The sequence below is a fragment of the Clostridium sp. USBA 49 genome (assembly GCF_900167505.1).
In the GTDB taxonomy this organism is placed as follows: Bacteria; Bacillota; Clostridia; order Clostridiales; family Clostridiaceae; genus Clostridium_AT; species Clostridium_AT prolinivorans.
Window position 1 is genome coordinate 83,614 of sequence record NZ_FUYD01000004.1, and the last position, 15,269, is coordinate 98,882.

The 15,269-nt window shown below is 25.5% G+C and carries 14 protein-coding genes; 4 read left to right on the forward strand and 10 right to left on the reverse strand.

Features of this window, described 5'->3' with window-relative positions:
* Positions 1-13: 13 nt before the first annotated feature.
* Complete coding sequence (groES, locus tag B5D11_RS05500) at positions 14-298, reverse strand: co-chaperone GroES (RefSeq protein WP_078682045.1); 285 nt, start codon at positions 296-298, stop codon at positions 14-16.
* A 437-nt stretch (positions 299-735) separates the two neighbouring features.
* On the opposite strand from groES, the gene B5D11_RS05505 reads away from it, so the two are divergent.
* The gene (locus B5D11_RS05505; RefSeq protein WP_078682046.1) at positions 736-1,395 is read left to right on the forward strand and encodes a TIGR01906 family membrane protein; all 660 of its coding nucleotides are present in this window, start codon (positions 736-738) and stop codon (positions 1,393-1,395) included.
* A gap of 20 nt (positions 1,396-1,415) precedes the next feature.
* Here the strand turns inward: B5D11_RS05505 and B5D11_RS05510 are convergent, their stop codons facing one another.
* The 6 genes from B5D11_RS05510 to B5D11_RS05535 all read right to left on the reverse strand — a co-directional run bounded on the left by B5D11_RS05510 (position 1,416) and on the right by B5D11_RS05535 (position 8,058).
* The gene (locus B5D11_RS05510; RefSeq protein WP_078682183.1) at positions 1,416-2,132 is read right to left on the reverse strand and encodes a TVP38/TMEM64 family protein; all 717 of its coding nucleotides are present in this window, start codon (positions 2,130-2,132) and stop codon (positions 1,416-1,418) included.
* Positions 2,133-2,154: 22 nt separating this feature from the next.
* Positions 2,155-3,057 (reverse strand): DNA-3-methyladenine glycosylase family protein, encoded by a 903-nt coding sequence (locus B5D11_RS05515; protein ID WP_078682047.1) that lies wholly within the window; start codon positions 3,055-3,057, stop codon positions 2,155-2,157.
* Between the two features lie 354 nt (positions 3,058-3,411).
* Positions 3,412-4,800: an NADPH-dependent glutamate synthase gene (gene gltA / locus B5D11_RS05520; RefSeq protein WP_078682048.1), complete on the reverse strand. Its 1,389-nt coding sequence runs from the start codon at positions 4,798-4,800 to the stop codon at positions 3,412-3,414.
* Positions 4,801-4,823: 23 nt separating this feature from the next.
* Positions 4,824-5,705 (reverse strand): sulfide/dihydroorotate dehydrogenase-like FAD/NAD-binding protein, encoded by an 882-nt coding sequence (locus B5D11_RS05525; RefSeq protein WP_078682049.1) that lies wholly within the window; start codon positions 5,703-5,705, stop codon positions 4,824-4,826.
* Positions 5,706-6,016: 311 nt separating this feature from the next.
* Positions 6,017-7,183 carry an iron-containing alcohol dehydrogenase gene (locus tag B5D11_RS05530; RefSeq protein WP_078682050.1) on the reverse strand — a complete coding sequence of 389 codons (1,167 nt, stop codon included), beginning with the start codon at positions 7,181-7,183 and terminating at the stop codon, positions 6,017-6,019.
* Positions 7,184-7,416: 233 nt separating this feature from the next.
* Positions 7,417-8,058 (reverse strand): redox-sensing transcriptional repressor Rex, encoded by a 642-nt coding sequence (locus tag B5D11_RS05535; RefSeq protein WP_078682051.1) that lies wholly within the window; start codon positions 8,056-8,058, stop codon positions 7,417-7,419.
* Between the two features lie 429 nt (positions 8,059-8,487).
* On the opposite strand from B5D11_RS05535, the gene abc-f reads away from it, so the two are divergent.
* A complete protein-coding gene (abc-f, locus tag B5D11_RS05540; protein ID WP_078682052.1) occupies positions 8,488-10,401 on the forward strand; it encodes a ribosomal protection-like ABC-F family protein in 1,914 nt (637 codons plus the stop codon).
* A 52-nt stretch (positions 10,402-10,453) separates the two neighbouring features.
* Here the strand turns inward: abc-f and B5D11_RS05545 are convergent, their stop codons facing one another.
* The 3 genes from B5D11_RS05545 to B5D11_RS05555 all read right to left on the reverse strand — a co-directional run bounded on the left by B5D11_RS05545 (position 10,454) and on the right by B5D11_RS05555 (position 13,710).
* A complete protein-coding gene (locus B5D11_RS05545) occupies positions 10,454-11,128 on the reverse strand; it encodes a DUF554 domain-containing protein (RefSeq protein WP_078682053.1) in 675 nt (224 codons plus the stop codon).
* Positions 11,129-11,201: 73 nt separating this feature from the next.
* The gene (locus B5D11_RS05550; protein WP_180376961.1) at positions 11,202-12,311 is read right to left on the reverse strand and encodes a Ger(x)C family spore germination protein; all 1,110 of its coding nucleotides are present in this window, start codon (positions 12,309-12,311) and stop codon (positions 11,202-11,204) included.
* Positions 12,295-13,710, reverse strand: a complete 1,416-nt coding sequence (locus B5D11_RS05555; RefSeq protein ID WP_078682055.1) for a spore germination protein — start codon at positions 13,708-13,710, stop codon at positions 12,295-12,297. Before B5D11_RS05555 ends, B5D11_RS05550 begins: the two co-directional genes overlap by 17 nt.
* A 98-nt stretch (positions 13,711-13,808) precedes the next feature.
* Between B5D11_RS05555 and B5D11_RS05560 the strand changes: the two genes are divergently transcribed.
* Complete coding sequence (locus B5D11_RS05560) at positions 13,809-14,885, forward strand: GerAB/ArcD/ProY family transporter (protein ID WP_078682056.1); 1,077 nt, start codon at positions 13,809-13,811, stop codon at positions 14,883-14,885.
* A 187-nt stretch (positions 14,886-15,072) separates the two neighbouring features.
* Complete coding sequence (locus tag B5D11_RS05565; protein WP_078682057.1) at positions 15,073-15,243, forward strand: zinc-ribbon domain-containing protein; 171 nt, start codon at positions 15,073-15,075, stop codon at positions 15,241-15,243.
* Positions 15,244-15,269 lie beyond the last annotated feature (26 nt).

Sequence of the window (15,269 nt, forward strand, 5' to 3'; positions counted from 1 at the left end):
CAAACTTAATTAATTATTCAACAATTGCTAAAATATCATCTTGTTTTATAATAGTATATTCTTCGCCGTCAACTTTAACTTCAGTACCGGCATACTTAGAAAATAATACTTTATCTCCTACTTTAACTTCCATCTTTACTTCTTTTCCATCAACTAATCCACCAGGTCCTACTGCTACAACCTCAGCTTCTTGTGGTTTTTCTTTAGCAGTACCTGTTAATACTATACCGCTTTTTGTTTTTTCCTCAGCTTCCAATCTTTTAATAACAACTCTGTCACCAAGTGGTCTAATTCTCATTTAAACCCCTCCTTAAACTTTTTTATAATTTATGATTAATAATATTATAAACTTAAATTCATTATTGTTAGCACTCAACATTAATGAGTGCTAACACAATTATTATAATAATTAATACTTAGAATAATAGCAAATGTCATATTTTAACTTATTTGCTCATTTAACCTTGAAAATATAATTTTATTATAAAATATTTTAATAATTTGCCTTTTTACTCTTTTTTTTATTATATTTCTAAATTTATAATGAATTAATTAATTTTGATTAAAATTTCAATTTGATAATTTTATCCAAAATAAAACTCAAACAATAAATATTATTATCTTATAAATTTAAATTTATACATGAAAAAATCTAATTAAAATATAATAGTTGACTAAATATATACTGTTTTATAAAATAAATAGTATATTTTATAATCGGAGGATTTTTTTTTAATGAATAAATCAAATAATTTTTTTTATAAATTTACAAATTTTTTATTATCTATAACTATTGCATTATTTTTAATATCTTTATCTGTTAATATTACTTTATCATTTAAAAAATTATATTATTTAGATATTGATTATTTAAATATATCTAAAAATTATGGAATGCAAAAGGAAGAAATTATTAAAAATTATGATATATTAATAGATTATCTTAAAAATAAAAATATAACTAAACTTAATATGCCTTCTTTTAAAACTTCTAAAGAAGGTGAAATACATTTTGCTGAAGTAAAAAATATATTTATTAAATTTAATACTATTATGTATATTACTTTCTTTTTAAGTTTATTTGGAATATTTTATAAAATAAAAAAAAGAAATTTTAAATTTTTAAAACTAAGTTCTATATTTCTTATATCTATTCCTATATTGCTTTCTGTACCTTTTGCTATAAACTTTGATAAAAGTTTCACTATTTTCCATAAAATATTTTTTAATAACGATTATTGGGAATTTGATCCTGAACTTGATCCTATTATAAATGTTCTTCCTGAAGAATTTTTCTTTCATTGTGCAATTTTTATTTTAGCTATATTATCAATATTCAGCATAATTTTATATTTATCTTACATAAAAATAAAAAGACATCATAATGAAATATAAAATTCATTATGATGTCTTTTTTATTCCTTTCTAATTAAAGATTTTATAATTTTTTCACCTTTAAAAATTCCAACTATAAATAAAATAGATGCAGTTATTGCAATAATAATAAGCATATTTTTATTGCCTGAATACATTTTAAAACCAAAAAATGCTGATAAAAATATACCTGGAATTCTGCCTGCTGTAGAATAAATCATAAAATTTTTAAATTTTATATTTGAAATACCACATATATAAGCTAAAACATCTTTAGGTATGCCAGGAATTAAATATAATAAAAAAATTGCAAAATTAATATTTCCAAGTTTTAAAATTTTATCAAAAAATTTTATATGTTTCTTTGATATTATTTTTTCTATAAAAGGCTTACCATAAAATCTAGATATAGAATATACAATAGCACTTCCTATAGTTATGCCTAATAACGAAAGAAATCCTCCCTCAAAAGTTGTATATATATATCCTCCTGCAATTTGTATAACTTCACCAGGTATAAAAAATGCTATTACTTGTATAATTTGTAATGCTAAAAAGGCAAAAATACTATAATCACCATAAGATAATATAATATTTTTTATCTTTTGTGGATTTCTAAATATATTAAAATAATGACCATAATATTCATATGCCATGATAAATATAAAAAGTGCAATTAATATTATCATAATATATGCTCTATTATCATACATTGATTTAAATAAGTTTTTACAAAATGCTTTAATTTTTATTAACATAGTTTCACCTTTAAAATTTATATTAAACATGTATATTGTTTTCTCTTGCATAATAAAAAAGATATTGCTGAGCAAATCCAGAAAATCCTCCAAATTTATTTCTTGCAAATTCTCTTATTTTTTTTAAAGATACATCTGGTGCAAGATAAAAATGCTGCATAGCTCTCTTTACCCATACATCTACAGGAAAAGCTGAAAGCTTATTCATAGAAAAAAGCATAATACAGTCTGCAACTTTAGGACCTATTCCGCTGAAATTTTGGAGCATACTATGGCATATATCATCTTCTTGATTTTTTATAAAATCTAAATCGTAATTTTTATTATATTCATATTTTTGACTTTTGTATATTTTATCTACTGTATCATATATATATTTAGCTCTAAAACCTGCACCACAAGCTTCTATGTCCTCCATAGAAGCTTTATGAAGTTCTTCTATAGATGGAAAAGTATAATAAGTTTTTCCTTTATAATCTATTGCATTCCCTAAGTTTTTGCTAATATTTTCGATTGTCTTTTTTATCATTGGTATTCTGTTATTGGCAGAAATTATAAAAGATACTACAATCTCAAAAGGATCTTGTTTAAGAATTCTTATACCATACCCATACTCTACTGCAATTTTTAGTAATGGATCTTTACTTAAAATTTTTTTTATTTTACCATAGTCTCTATTAAGATCAAAATACTCTACCCAAATTTTATTAAATTCATCTTCATTTGTATTATATATAATTATATCATTATCTTTTTTTTCTATTTCTAATACTTTATTAAAAGCTACTCCAATATAGTTTCCATTTTCTTCTTTATGCCATCTAAAACATTGTCCACAATCAAAAATATGATTGAGTTCAAAATTTTTGACATTTTTAATTATTATACCTTTATCAAATTCTTTTACACTGTCAAAATCAGCCATTATTTTTCTCCTCTAGACATATTATAGTTTAATTTTTATCTTTTGTTTTTAATATATACCATAAATTTAGCATTTTCAATATAAATTAAATTATTTTGTTTAACATATAATTAATAAAAATTTTATATTACAATTCACTTTACATAATGATAATATAGTTTTTATGTTAAATGTATAACATATACTTAACATAAATATTTATGTAATTATAAACCTATAATCTAGTACTGTAGAGATATTAAATTACTTAATATGAATTTATTATTTATGTGTTTATGTGATTACATTTACTTAATAAAAATATACCGATACATAAATTTTTAAACTTATATATCGGTATATTTTATATAATTATTAATTGTTATTTGATAAAAATTCATTTATAGCTTTTGCAGCTTTTTTACCTGCTCCCATAGCAAGTATTACTGTAGCTGCACCAGTTACTGCATCTCCACCTGCATATACTCTTTCTCTTGTAGTAAGTCCTGTTTCCTCTTGAGCTATTATGCATTTTCTATTGTTTATTTTTAATCCTTTAGTCGTTGAAGCTATAAGTGGATTTGGAGAAGTACCAAGTGACATTATTACAGTATCTACATCCATAATAAATTCTGATCCTTTTACCTCTACAGGTTTTCTTCTTCCTGAAGCATCTGGTTCACCTAGCTCCATTTTGATGCATTTCATACCTTTAACCCAGCCTTTTTCATCTGATAATATTTCTACTGGATTAGTAAGAAGATCAAATATAACTCCTTCTTCTTTAGCATGATGTACTTCTTCAACTCTTGCTGGAAGTTCTGATTCTGAACGTCTATATACTATATGAACCTCAGCCCCTAATCTTAAAGCCGTTCTTGCTGCATCCATAGCAACATTTCCTCCGCCTACTACGGCTACTTTTTTACCAATTTTTATTGGTGTATCATAATCTTCTCTAAAAGCTTTCATAAGGTTTGTTCTTGTTAAAAACTCATTAGCTGAAAACACTCCATTAGAATTTTCTCCTGGTATTCCCATAAACTTTGGAAGCCCTGCTCCAGAACCTATAAATACAGCATCAAATCCTTCTTCTTCCAAAAGTTCGTCTATAGTAATTGTTTTTCCTACAATTACATTTGTCTCTATTTTTACTCCAAGCTTTTTAACATTATCTATTTCATGTTTAACCACAGTATCCTTTGGAAGCCTAAACTCTGGTATTCCATAAACTAAAACTCCTCCTGGTTCATGAAGTGCTTCAAATATAGTTACATCATAACCCATTTTTGCTAAATCCCCTGCACATGTAAGTCCTGCAGGTCCACTTCCTATGACTGCAACTTTTTTGCCTTTCTTAGGTTCAGTTTCAGTTAAATCTATATTGTTTTCTCTTGACCAATCAGCTACAAATCTTTCAAGTTTTCCTATTGCAACAGGTTCTCCTTTAATTCCAAGTATACACTTTCCTTCGCATTGAGTTTCCTGAGGACATACTCTCCCACATACTGCAGGAAGAGAACTTTGTCTTGCTATAACTTTAGCCGCTTCTTCAAATTCTCCATTTTTAACATGTTGTATAAATTTAGGTATTTCTATAGTTACAGGGCACTGTGTTACACACATAGGATTTTTACAATTTAAACATCTTGCTGCTTCTTCCATAGCTTCTTCTTTAGTATATCCTAAACAAACTTCTTCAAAATTTTTAACTCTAACCTTTGGGTCTTGTTCTTTAATTGGTACTCTTTTCATTCTGTTCATTTATACTTCCCCCTCTAAGTCTGTTAATCACAGCATCCACAGCCAGCATTTCCATTTTTATGATGCTCTTTTTTAAATTCTACCTGTAATTCTTCATTTTTATACATAGTCTGTCTTCTAATAGCTTCATCAAAATCTATAAGATGACCATCAAATTCTGGTCCATCAACACATGCAAATTTAGTTTCACCACCAACAGTAACCCTGCAAGCTCCACACATTCCAGTTCCATCTACCATTATTGTGTTTAAACTTACAACAGTTTTTATTCCTAATTCTTTTGTAAGTTTAGCTACAAACTTCATCATTATCATAGGTCCTATAGCTACAACTAAATCATAATGTTTTCCTTCATTTTGTATTAAATTTTTAAGAAGATCTGTAACCATACCTTTAAAACCGTAAGAACCATCATCAGTTGCTACATAAACATTTCCTGCCACATTTTTCATTTCATCTTCTAATATTAAAAATTCTTTAGATTTACATCCTATAATAACATCTGCTTTTATTCCTCTTTCATTAAGCCACTTAACCTGAGGATATACTGGAGCCGTTCCAACTCCACCAGCAATAAATATAATATTTTTATTTTTTAAAGTATCCAAGTCTTCATGCACTAATTCTGAAGGCTGTCCAAGAGGACCAACAACATCTGAAAAACTATCTCCTACTTCATACTTAGCCATTTCTTTAGTAGATTTCCCAATGCTTTGAAAAACTATAGTTACTGTCCCTTTTCTATCATCATAATCACATATTGTAAGAGGAATTCTTTCTCCCTTTTCGGTCATTTTAACTATTAAAAATTGTCCTGGTTTAGCAGATTTAGCTAATCTTTCAGCTTCTACATCCATAAGATATATATTGGGCGCTAATATTCTTTTGTTTACAATTTTGTACATTATTAATCCTCCTGTATATAATTTTTAAAAAATTTTTTGAATAAATGTAGTATTTAATTTTTAAAAAATTTTAATAAATAATATAAACAAATTCTCAAATTTCATTTAGTTACTCTATTAAATATATAACAAAATTTAATTATTAATTATTATATCATATTATCAAAATATTTCATTAATAATTATAAAAAAAGTATAAAAATTAATAATTTTGTATAATTATTAATTTTTATATCATTATATTTATATAAGTTTTTAAAATTAAAACTCTCAAGCATTACTATGCAAGAGAGCTTTTTATTAAAATTATTTTAAAAATTTACTTTTTTCCCTTCAAATGTACAAATAAAAAGTTCTTTCATTTCTTCATTTGATATTTCTCTTGGATTTGATCCTGTACATGCGTCCTTAACAGCATTTTCAGCTATTCTATCTACATTTGCATAAAAATCTTTTTCACTTATTCCATATTCTTTTAAAGTTTGAGGAATGCTCATTTCTTTATTCATTTCTCTAATCATATTAGTTAAAGAATCTACTAATTCATCTTCTGTGTTACCAGAAAGTCCAATATTTTTAGCTATTTGTGCATATCTATCTTTACAAACTTTTTTATTAAAGTCTATAACATAAGGAAGATATATAGCATTTGCACATCCATGAGGAATATGAAATACAGCTCCACTTTTATGTGCCATACTATGAGTTATTCCAAGTAATGCATTAGAAAAAGCCATACCAGCTAAGCATTGAGCAATATGCATTTCTTCTCTAGATTTTTTATCACCATAAAATGATTTTATTAAATTTTCCTTAATCATAGTAATAGCCTGCATTGCAAGTGGATCTGAAAAGGCAGATTTTAATGAAGCAACATAAGCTTCAATAGCATGAGTTAATGCGTCCATTCCAGTATGTGCTGTAAGCTTTGCTGGCATTGTTTCTGCCAAAGATGGATCTACTATAGCTACATCTGGGGTTAAATTAAAATCAGCCAACGGATATTTTATTTCAGTTTTATAATCGGTTATAACTGAAAAAGCTGTAACTTCTGTTGCTGTACCACTTGTAGATGGTATAGCAGCAAATTTTGCTTTTTGTCTTAATTCTGGAATTCCAAAAGGAACTACTGCTTGTTCAAAAGTAAAATCTGGATATTCATAAAATATCCACATAGCTTTAGCTGCATCTATTGGAGAACCTCCACCTATTGCTACTATCCAATCAGGCTCAAATTCTCTCATAATCTTTGCACCTTTCATAACTGTTTCAACAGACGGATCAGGTTCAACTCCCTCTATAAGTTTAATTTCAAATCCACCTTCTTTTAAATAAGATATGGTTTTATCTAAAAAACCAAATTTTCTCATAGAACTTCCGCCGGTAACTACAACTGCCTTTTTACCTTTTAATGTTTTTAAAGCTTCTAGAGAATTTTTCCCAAAATAAATATCTCTTGGTAAAGTAAATCTATTCATCTAGCATTCCTCCTGTTTTTTATATTTGATTGATATTTTTTTAACAATTTTATTCTAACACATTTTACTTTCTTATAAAAGTACTATTTATGAAATATTTGTTAAAAGTATAAAAAAATCAAAAGCCATAGATAAAATTAGAAAAAATCTTTTTATATATATATGGCTTTTGATTTATTAAATTATACAAATATTGGTTTTAAACAATTAATTAAATGACATTATATTAACAATTATTTATCACTTTTATCTTTTAATAAATAAGTAAGAGTCATAAGATGTTCGCTTAAATGAACATTTTCAACTACAACATTTTCTGGAACTACTAAATCAGTTGGTGCAAAATTCCAAATTCCTTTAACTCCACCTTCTACAAGAGTATCACATATTTTTTGTGCACTTGCTTTAGGTACACATATTATTCCTATATCTATTTTGTTATTTTTAAGAAAATCAGGTAAATTATCTATATCATCAATTTCTACGTCTCTTATTTTAATACCTATTAATTTTGGATTTGCATCAAAAATTCCTTTTAAAGAAAATCCTAATTTTTCAAATCTTGTATAATTTGCAATAGCTTGACCTATATTACCTGCACCTATAATAACTGTGTTGTAAGATCTAGTAAGTCCTAATATATCACTTATTTCATTATATAAATCTTTTACATTATATCCATATCCCTGCTGGCCAAAATCTCCAAAACAATTTAGATCTTGTCTTATTTGGGACGCTGTAAATCCTATTTTTTCACCAAGTTCTTTAGATGATATTCTATCAACATCATTTTTCATCAATTCTTGCAAATATCTATGATATTTTGGCAACCTTTTAATAACTGCCATTGATATATTGCTTTTTTTCTTTTCCATAACCGCACCTCTCTTTTTATCTATACATTAATAGTATGACTTAAATTATATTTACTGTCAATATTTTAACATATTTCTAAAGTTTAAAACATCTTTGTTATAATTAATACTACAAAAAAATTTACATTCATAGTAGAATATAAATTATGTATATTATGTATACATACAAATTTGTTATTAAATATTATTTTTAAATATAAAATATATTTAAAATACATTTTGATTATATTCTTTTACATTATCACAATATTCAAATTCATTTTTAATATTTATTAATGCTTGGTTTCACAAATCAAGTATTTTATCATTTAATATTATACTTATTTTTTAAAGATATAAATATCAAAGCCTTTAAATTTTATGAAAATATATTTTTTAGAAACAAAATATAACATTAAATTTAACAAAACATTTTAGGAAGGTGAAAAAATGATAGTTTTAAGTTGTAAAGATATTCATAAAAGTTATGGTATAAATGTAATTATAGATAAAGTTACTTTTAATATAAATGAAGGAGAAAAAGTAGGTTTAATAGGAGCTAACGGTGCAGGTAAAACTACTCTTTTTAAAATTTTAGCAGGTGAACTTGAAGCAGATAGCGGAGAAATTTTTATAGATAAAAATAAAAAAATTGGCTACCTTTCTCAACACCTTTCTCTTGAAAATAACAATACTATATATGAAGAATTATTAAAAGTATTTAAAGATTTGATAGAATTGGAAAATAGAATTAAAGAACTTGAGATAAAACTAAATGAACCTTACGATAGGTCTAAAGAAGAATATCATAAAAAAATAATAGAACAATATACAACATTATCTGATATTTATAATAATCGTGGAGGTTACACATATAAGGGAGAAATTAGCAAAATATTAAAAGGTTTGGGGTTTAATGAAGAAGATTTTAATAAAAACATAAATATATTAAGTGGAGGTCAAAAGACAAGAGTTGCTCTTTGCAAACTTCTTCTTGAGAGTCCTGATATACTTTTTCTTGATGAACCTACTAATCATCTTGATTTAGATGCTATTGAATGGCTAGAAGAATATCTAAAATCTTATAAAGGTACAATTATAATAATATCTCATGATAGATTTTTCTTAGACTCTATAACTACAAAAACTCTGGAAATGATAAATGGACATATAAATACTTATAATGGTAATTATACTTTCTTTGTAGAACAGAAAAAGAAAAATTATGAAATTCAGTTAAAGGCATATTCTCTGCAGCAAGCTGAAATTAAAAGGCAAGAAGAAATAATAGAAAAATATCGTTCATTCAACAGAGAAAAAAGCATAAAAGCGGCTGAAAGCAGAGAAAAAGCTTTAGAAAAAATGGAAAAAATAGCTCCTCCTGATGCTATTTTAAAAGCCTCTAAAATTAAATTTGAAACTCAGATTAAATCTGGTAATGATGTTCTTCATATTGAAAATTTGAGCAAAAGTTATGGTGATAAAAAACTTTTTTATAATTTAAATATGGATATAAAAAGAGGAGAAAAGACAGCTCTTATTGGTGAAAACGGTCGTGGAAAAACTACTCTTTTTAAAATAATAATGGATAAAGTTTCACAAGATAATGGTGTAAAAGTTCTTGGTAAAAATGTAAATATAGGTTATTACGATCAGGAACAATCAGATTTACATGAAGAAAAATCTATTTTAGATGAAGTATGGGATGAATTTCCAGAAATGACTACAACACAAATTAGAAATGCTTTAGCTGCTTTTTTATTTACTGGAGATGATGTATTTAAAACAATCTCTACTTTAAGCGGCGGAGAAAAATGTAGAATAAATCTTTTAAAGCTTATGCTTTCAAAATCAAATTTTCTTCTTTTAGATGAACCTACAAATCATCTTGATATAATATCGCGTGAAGCTTTAGAGGATGCTATTTTAAATTATGATGGAACAGTTCTTGTAATATCTCATGACAGATATTTCTTAAATAAAGTTGTGAATAAAATATATGAACTTAAGGAAGATGGTATTAAAGAATATCTTGGTAATTATAACTATTTTATAGAGAAAAAGAAAAATCCATTAAGATATGAAGAAGAATCTATTAATGAAGGAAAAACTAAAACTCAAATTCAAGAAGAGAGGAAAAAGAAAAGAGAACTAGAAAAAAAGCTTAAAGAAAAGCAGCTTAAAATAAAAGAAATTGAAATTTCTATTGAAAATAATGAAAATAAACTTTTAAAGCTTCAAGAAAAACTTTGTCTTGAAGAAGTATATTCTAATCCTAAAAAAAGTGAAGAAATAAATAAGGAAATACTTTCTATAGAAAATTCGTTAAAAATACTTTATTCAAAATGGGAAGAATTAATATAAGTTTAGAAAGGCCTTTGTAAACTATTTTATATTTTACAAAGGCCTTTTATTTTTAAAAAATTATATAATATAATAGAGGTATAAATATAGCTGGGAGCATGTTTGCTACCTTTATCTTATATGTTCCAAGCATATTAAGTCCAAGACCCATAATTAAAATACTTCCTACTGCGGAAACTTCTACTATAATGTACTCTAGAAGCCACCCTTGAAGAAAAGATGCTGTTAAAGTTATAATCCCTTGATATATAAATACAGTAATTGCTGAAAAAACTACTCCTATTCCTAAAGTAGATGTAAACATTATTGATGATATTCCATCTAATATAGCCTTTGTAAAAAGAATACTATAATCTCCTTTAAGTCCACTATTTAATGAACCAACTATAGACATAGCACCTACACAAAACACCAAGCTTGCAGTTACAAATCCTTCTGAAATCTTTCCCCCTTTTCCTTTAAATTTAGCTTCTATATTATCTCCTAAATTTTTAAGAGCTTTATCTATATCTATAAATTCTCCAATAAGTGTACCTAAGATTAATGAACATATTATTAAAATCATGTTTTTAGACTTAATTGCTCCATTAATTCCAATTACTAAAACACATAAAGCTAAAGCTTTCATTATACTCTCATTAATTTTTTTAGGTATTCCCCCTTTTAATAAAAAGCCTATTAAACTCCCTATAATAATAGCTAATGTGTTAACTACTGTCCCTAACAAATTTATGCCTCCTTTCACAATTAACTATTATTATAACTTGCATATCATTATTTTTAAATACATATTTATAAAATTAATTCCAAAAATCTTGAGTATCTGGTGAACCTTCAAGATTTTCGTTAACTATAATTTCAAGTTCTGTAATACCTATAACATTATCAATTTTTACTTTAGGATACTTTCTTTCAAACATTTCTTGTACTTGAAATATATCTAAATTTTCATCTTTATATTTTTTAAACACTCTCATACAAGCTTTTTTTATATTATCTTCAGATTTTTTCTTAAGTTCAATTATAGTTTTATCATTTAAAAATGCATTCTTTTGAATTTCTTCTATATTAGTTTTTACTTCTATATCTTTTATTAATTTTACTCTTTTCCCATCATATTCTATGTAGGTTTTAGTATTATTTTTTAATATATTAAGGGATATAAATTTATCCTTATTATTAGGATTACTTACCTCAAGGCTTCCTGTTTTTAAAGTATTCATTAAAAAATTATAGCCTTCACCATCTACTCTAGGAAGAACTGTTTCAAATTTGTCATTTTTAATTATTGCTCCACCTAATATCTCCATTCTTTGATCTAATTGATCTTTTTTTATTCCAATAAGAGTAACAACTTCTGTTTTACTCCCAATAAGTCTCAAATTTAAATAGTCGTTAAGAGAAAGTCTTACAGATCTAGTAGAAGCTCCTTCATTACTAATAAGATCTTTTAAAAGAATGCCTAAATATTCTTCTTCTGAAACACCTAAATTCAATAAATTTTCAGGACTTTCTTCTGTCATTACTAAATATGGTCTTATTATAAACTCTTGATTTCTATCAAAAATATCAATCCAATTATCTATACCTTCTTTTGCTGCCCTAATTGTAAACATAACTATTTTATTTTGAGTATAATTAAGCTTATAGCTTGTTGCTAAATTTATATCTCTAAGAGCTTCATAAGCTGTTTTTCCAGTACCTTGAATTAATACTCTCTGCCCTTTTTCAGATCCTGAGCTTGAACTTCTAAAAGGCTTAAATGCCTCAACATAAATTATAGGTCTTTTATCTTTGTCTATATCTATTATAACTGAAGTTACAAACAAAATTTTATTTATATCACTATAACTAAAACAACCAGAAAAAAATAGGCTCATTATAATTATTAAGCTAACTATTTTTTTCATCTTTTTCACCTTCATCAAAAATATTATTACTCATATTTCTTAAATAATTGGTAGTTATAATATCTTTATGTTTATATTTTCTAAGTGTTCCAAGGGGGAATAAATAAGGATATCCGCAAGTATTTAATCCTGCAAGATGTGATACAAAAATACAAAAACCTATATAAAAACCTGGAAGTCCTAAAATTGAAGAAAATAATATTATTACAAGATTCCAAATAGCTATAGCTGTATATACTTTAGGAACTAAAAAAGAACAAATAGAACTTACTGCTACTATTATAAGTGTTGTTTGAGATGCAAGTCCAGAACCTACAGTAGCATCACCTAATATAAGAGCTCCAACTAAACTCATAGTCAATCCAATAGGTTGAGGTAGTCTAATACCTGCCTCTCTTGAAAGCTGAAAAAAGAAATTCATAAGAAGAACTTCTATTACAGTTGGAAACGGTACTCCTGCTCTTGAAATTGCAAGCCTGAAAGTAAACATATAAGGTATTAAAGAAAAATGATGCGTTACAACTGCAATATAAAATCCTGTAAGAAAAGTTGCAAGCCAAAAGGCTATCCATCTAAGTATTCTTGTAAAATTTGAAAAGAAAATATTTGAATAATAATCGTCTCCTGTTTGAAAATTTTCAATAAAAAAATATGGAGCTACAGCAACAAAAGGGGTTCCATCAAGCAATATAGCTATTCTTCCTTCACATAACTTAGAAGCTATTACATCAGGCTTTTCTGTATATCCTATAGTATCAAAAGCAGTATTTTTACATTTTAATTTTTCTTCTATATAGTTAATATCTAATACAGCCTCAGTTTTAATACTTTTAATCTGATTTCTTACATATTCAATAAGTTTTTCAGGTGCTGATTTTTCTATATACGCTATAACGACCAATGTATTTGTTTTATCTCCAACTATCATATTTTCAAATTTTAAATTTGAGTCTTTTATTCTTCTTCTAATAAGTGATAAATTATCATTTAATACTTCATTAAATCCTTCTCTAGAACCTTTTATCTGAGTCTCCGTTGGTGGTGTTGTTATAGCTCTTTTAGTAAATCCTTTTGCATCACAATATAAAATTTCTTTAATAAAGCTAAATATTAAAATAACATCACCTGAAAGCAAATGAAGCAAAAGATCATCCTTAGTTTTTACAACTTCTAATGAACTTATAGATAAGATCCCTTTTTTTATATCAAGTATATTACCTATATTGTTTCTATACTTTGAAAGCGGAAATATAATAAATTCACTTATAAACTTTGAATCACACATACTATCTATATATATTACATTTATAATGCCTCTATCTGTAATTATTTCTCTATATTTTATATCAAAACTATTTTTAAATATATCTTTTATATATAAAAGTACATTTTCATTCATTACACTCACCCAATTTATTATTTGCTTTTTTATAGATTAATATCCCTAATTTTAGTCAAAAATAAAAATATAATTTTTTATTAAGGAGTGTTTGTTTTTTGGATAAATTTACATCAAAACATTTAATATTTTTAATTTTAGGAACCACTATAGTGTCTTTAAAAACTTATCCCACTGTTTTTATGAAAAATGGTGGAAGAGATAGCTGGATTGCAATAATAATATCTTCAATACTAATTCTTATATATTTTATTTATATAATTAAAATCTGCCAAAAGACTAATACATATAGTCTTTATAAAATATACTGCAGTGCTTTAGGAAAAATTTTAGGTACTATTTTTATTTTTTTATTTATAATATCACTTTTTATAACTTTAATAGAATGCTCTTCTATTGAAGCTAATTCTATGCATACAAATATGCTTTTAAATACACCTCAATGGTTTTTGCTTATTTTTTTTATAGTTCCAGCTATATATACTGTAAAAAAAGGGAAAATAGCCGTAATTACTGTATCTTGTATAGGATTAATTTTTATAATGATAGCAGGAATAAATTTAGCTATTCTTTCAGCAAAATATAAAAATTATAGATATCTGTTTCCAATTTTTAAAGATGGAATAACAACTAACTTTATTATTTCAATATTAAAGTCTTTAGGATTGTACGGTTCTATTTCTATAACTCTTCCTTATCTTTGTGAAATTAAAAATAAAAAAACTATTATAAAAGACAGTTTAATAGGACTTTTTATAGTTATTCAAATGCAAATTGTATCAGTTACAGGAGTTATTATGACTTTTGGAATAAATAGATCAAATTTAATATCTTATCCTAAATTAATTCAAACTCAGCGTATAAGTATTTTGGATTTTCTTGAAATGGGAGAACTTTTTGTAATGCTTCAAATGGTAGGAGGATGGTTTATAAAATACATTATTACTTTTTTTGCTATATTTTTACTTTTAAAAGAACTAAATATAAATAATAAATATATACACTATTTTATAAGTATATTAGTTTTTATATTTGCATATTGGGTTTCCTCTAATTTATTCAGGCTATTTAGACTTTTAGAATATTATTCATATTTTTCTTTAATAAGCCTTATTATAATTCCTTTTATAATATTTACAATTCATTATTTAAAAAACAAAAATTCTTTAACATAAATTAAAAATAATTTTATGTATAATTTAAAATACTATTGTTTTTTTTTTTATATATGCTATAATAATAATCGAGAAGTATCTCAATTATATATTCGGGTCAATTTTTCAAGGAACTCTTATCCCCTTTAATCATAAAAGGGAAGTTACCAAGAACAATTAGTCCCTATGATTAAGGAGGATTTTTATAATGTCAGACAAGAACATCGTATGCAAAGATTGCGGAAAAGAATTTATATTTACTGAAGGTGAACAAGCTTTCTATAAAGAAAAAGGATTTGAAAATGATCCAGTTAGATGCCCAGAATGCAGAAAAGCTAGAAAAGTTCAAAAGAACAGCCAAAGAGAAAGAAGATATTAAAAAAAAGAGAGGATAATCCTCTCTTT

Coding starts and splice junctions, on each gene's coding strand:
- B5D11_RS05565 (WP_078682057.1), top strand. CDS start 15,073: ATGTCAGACAAGAACATCGTATGCAAAGATTGCGGAAAAGAATTTATA.
- groES (WP_078682045.1), bottom strand. CDS start 298: ATGAGAATTAGACCACTTGGTGACAGAGTTGTTATTAAAAGATTGGAA.
- B5D11_RS05530 (WP_078682050.1), bottom strand. CDS start 7,183: ATGAATAGATTTACTTTACCAAGAGATATTTATTTTGGGAAAAATTCT.
- B5D11_RS05555 (WP_078682055.1), bottom strand. CDS start 13,710: ATGAATGAAAATGTACTTTTATATATAAAAGATATATTTAAAAATAGT.
- B5D11_RS05525 (WP_078682049.1), bottom strand. CDS start 5,705: ATGTACAAAATTGTAAACAAAAGAATATTAGCGCCCAATATATATCTT.
- gltA (WP_078682048.1), bottom strand. CDS start 4,800: ATGAACAGAATGAAAAGAGTACCAATTAAAGAACAAGACCCAAAGGTT.
- B5D11_RS05505 (WP_078682046.1), top strand. CDS start 736: ATGAATAAATCAAATAATTTTTTTTATAAATTTACAAATTTTTTATTA.
- B5D11_RS05535 (WP_078682051.1), bottom strand. CDS start 8,058: ATGGAAAAGAAAAAAAGCAATATATCAATGGCAGTTATTAAAAGGTTG.
- B5D11_RS05515 (WP_078682047.1), bottom strand. CDS start 3,057: ATGGCTGATTTTGACAGTGTAAAAGAATTTGATAAAGGTATAATAATT.
- B5D11_RS05550 (WP_180376961.1), bottom strand. CDS start 12,311: ATGAAAAAAATAGTTAGCTTAATAATTATAATGAGCCTATTTTTTTCT.
- abc-f (WP_078682052.1), top strand. CDS start 8,488: ATGATAGTTTTAAGTTGTAAAGATATTCATAAAAGTTATGGTATAAAT.
- B5D11_RS05510 (WP_078682183.1), bottom strand. CDS start 2,132: ATGTTAATAAAAATTAAAGCATTTTGTAAAAACTTATTTAAATCAATG.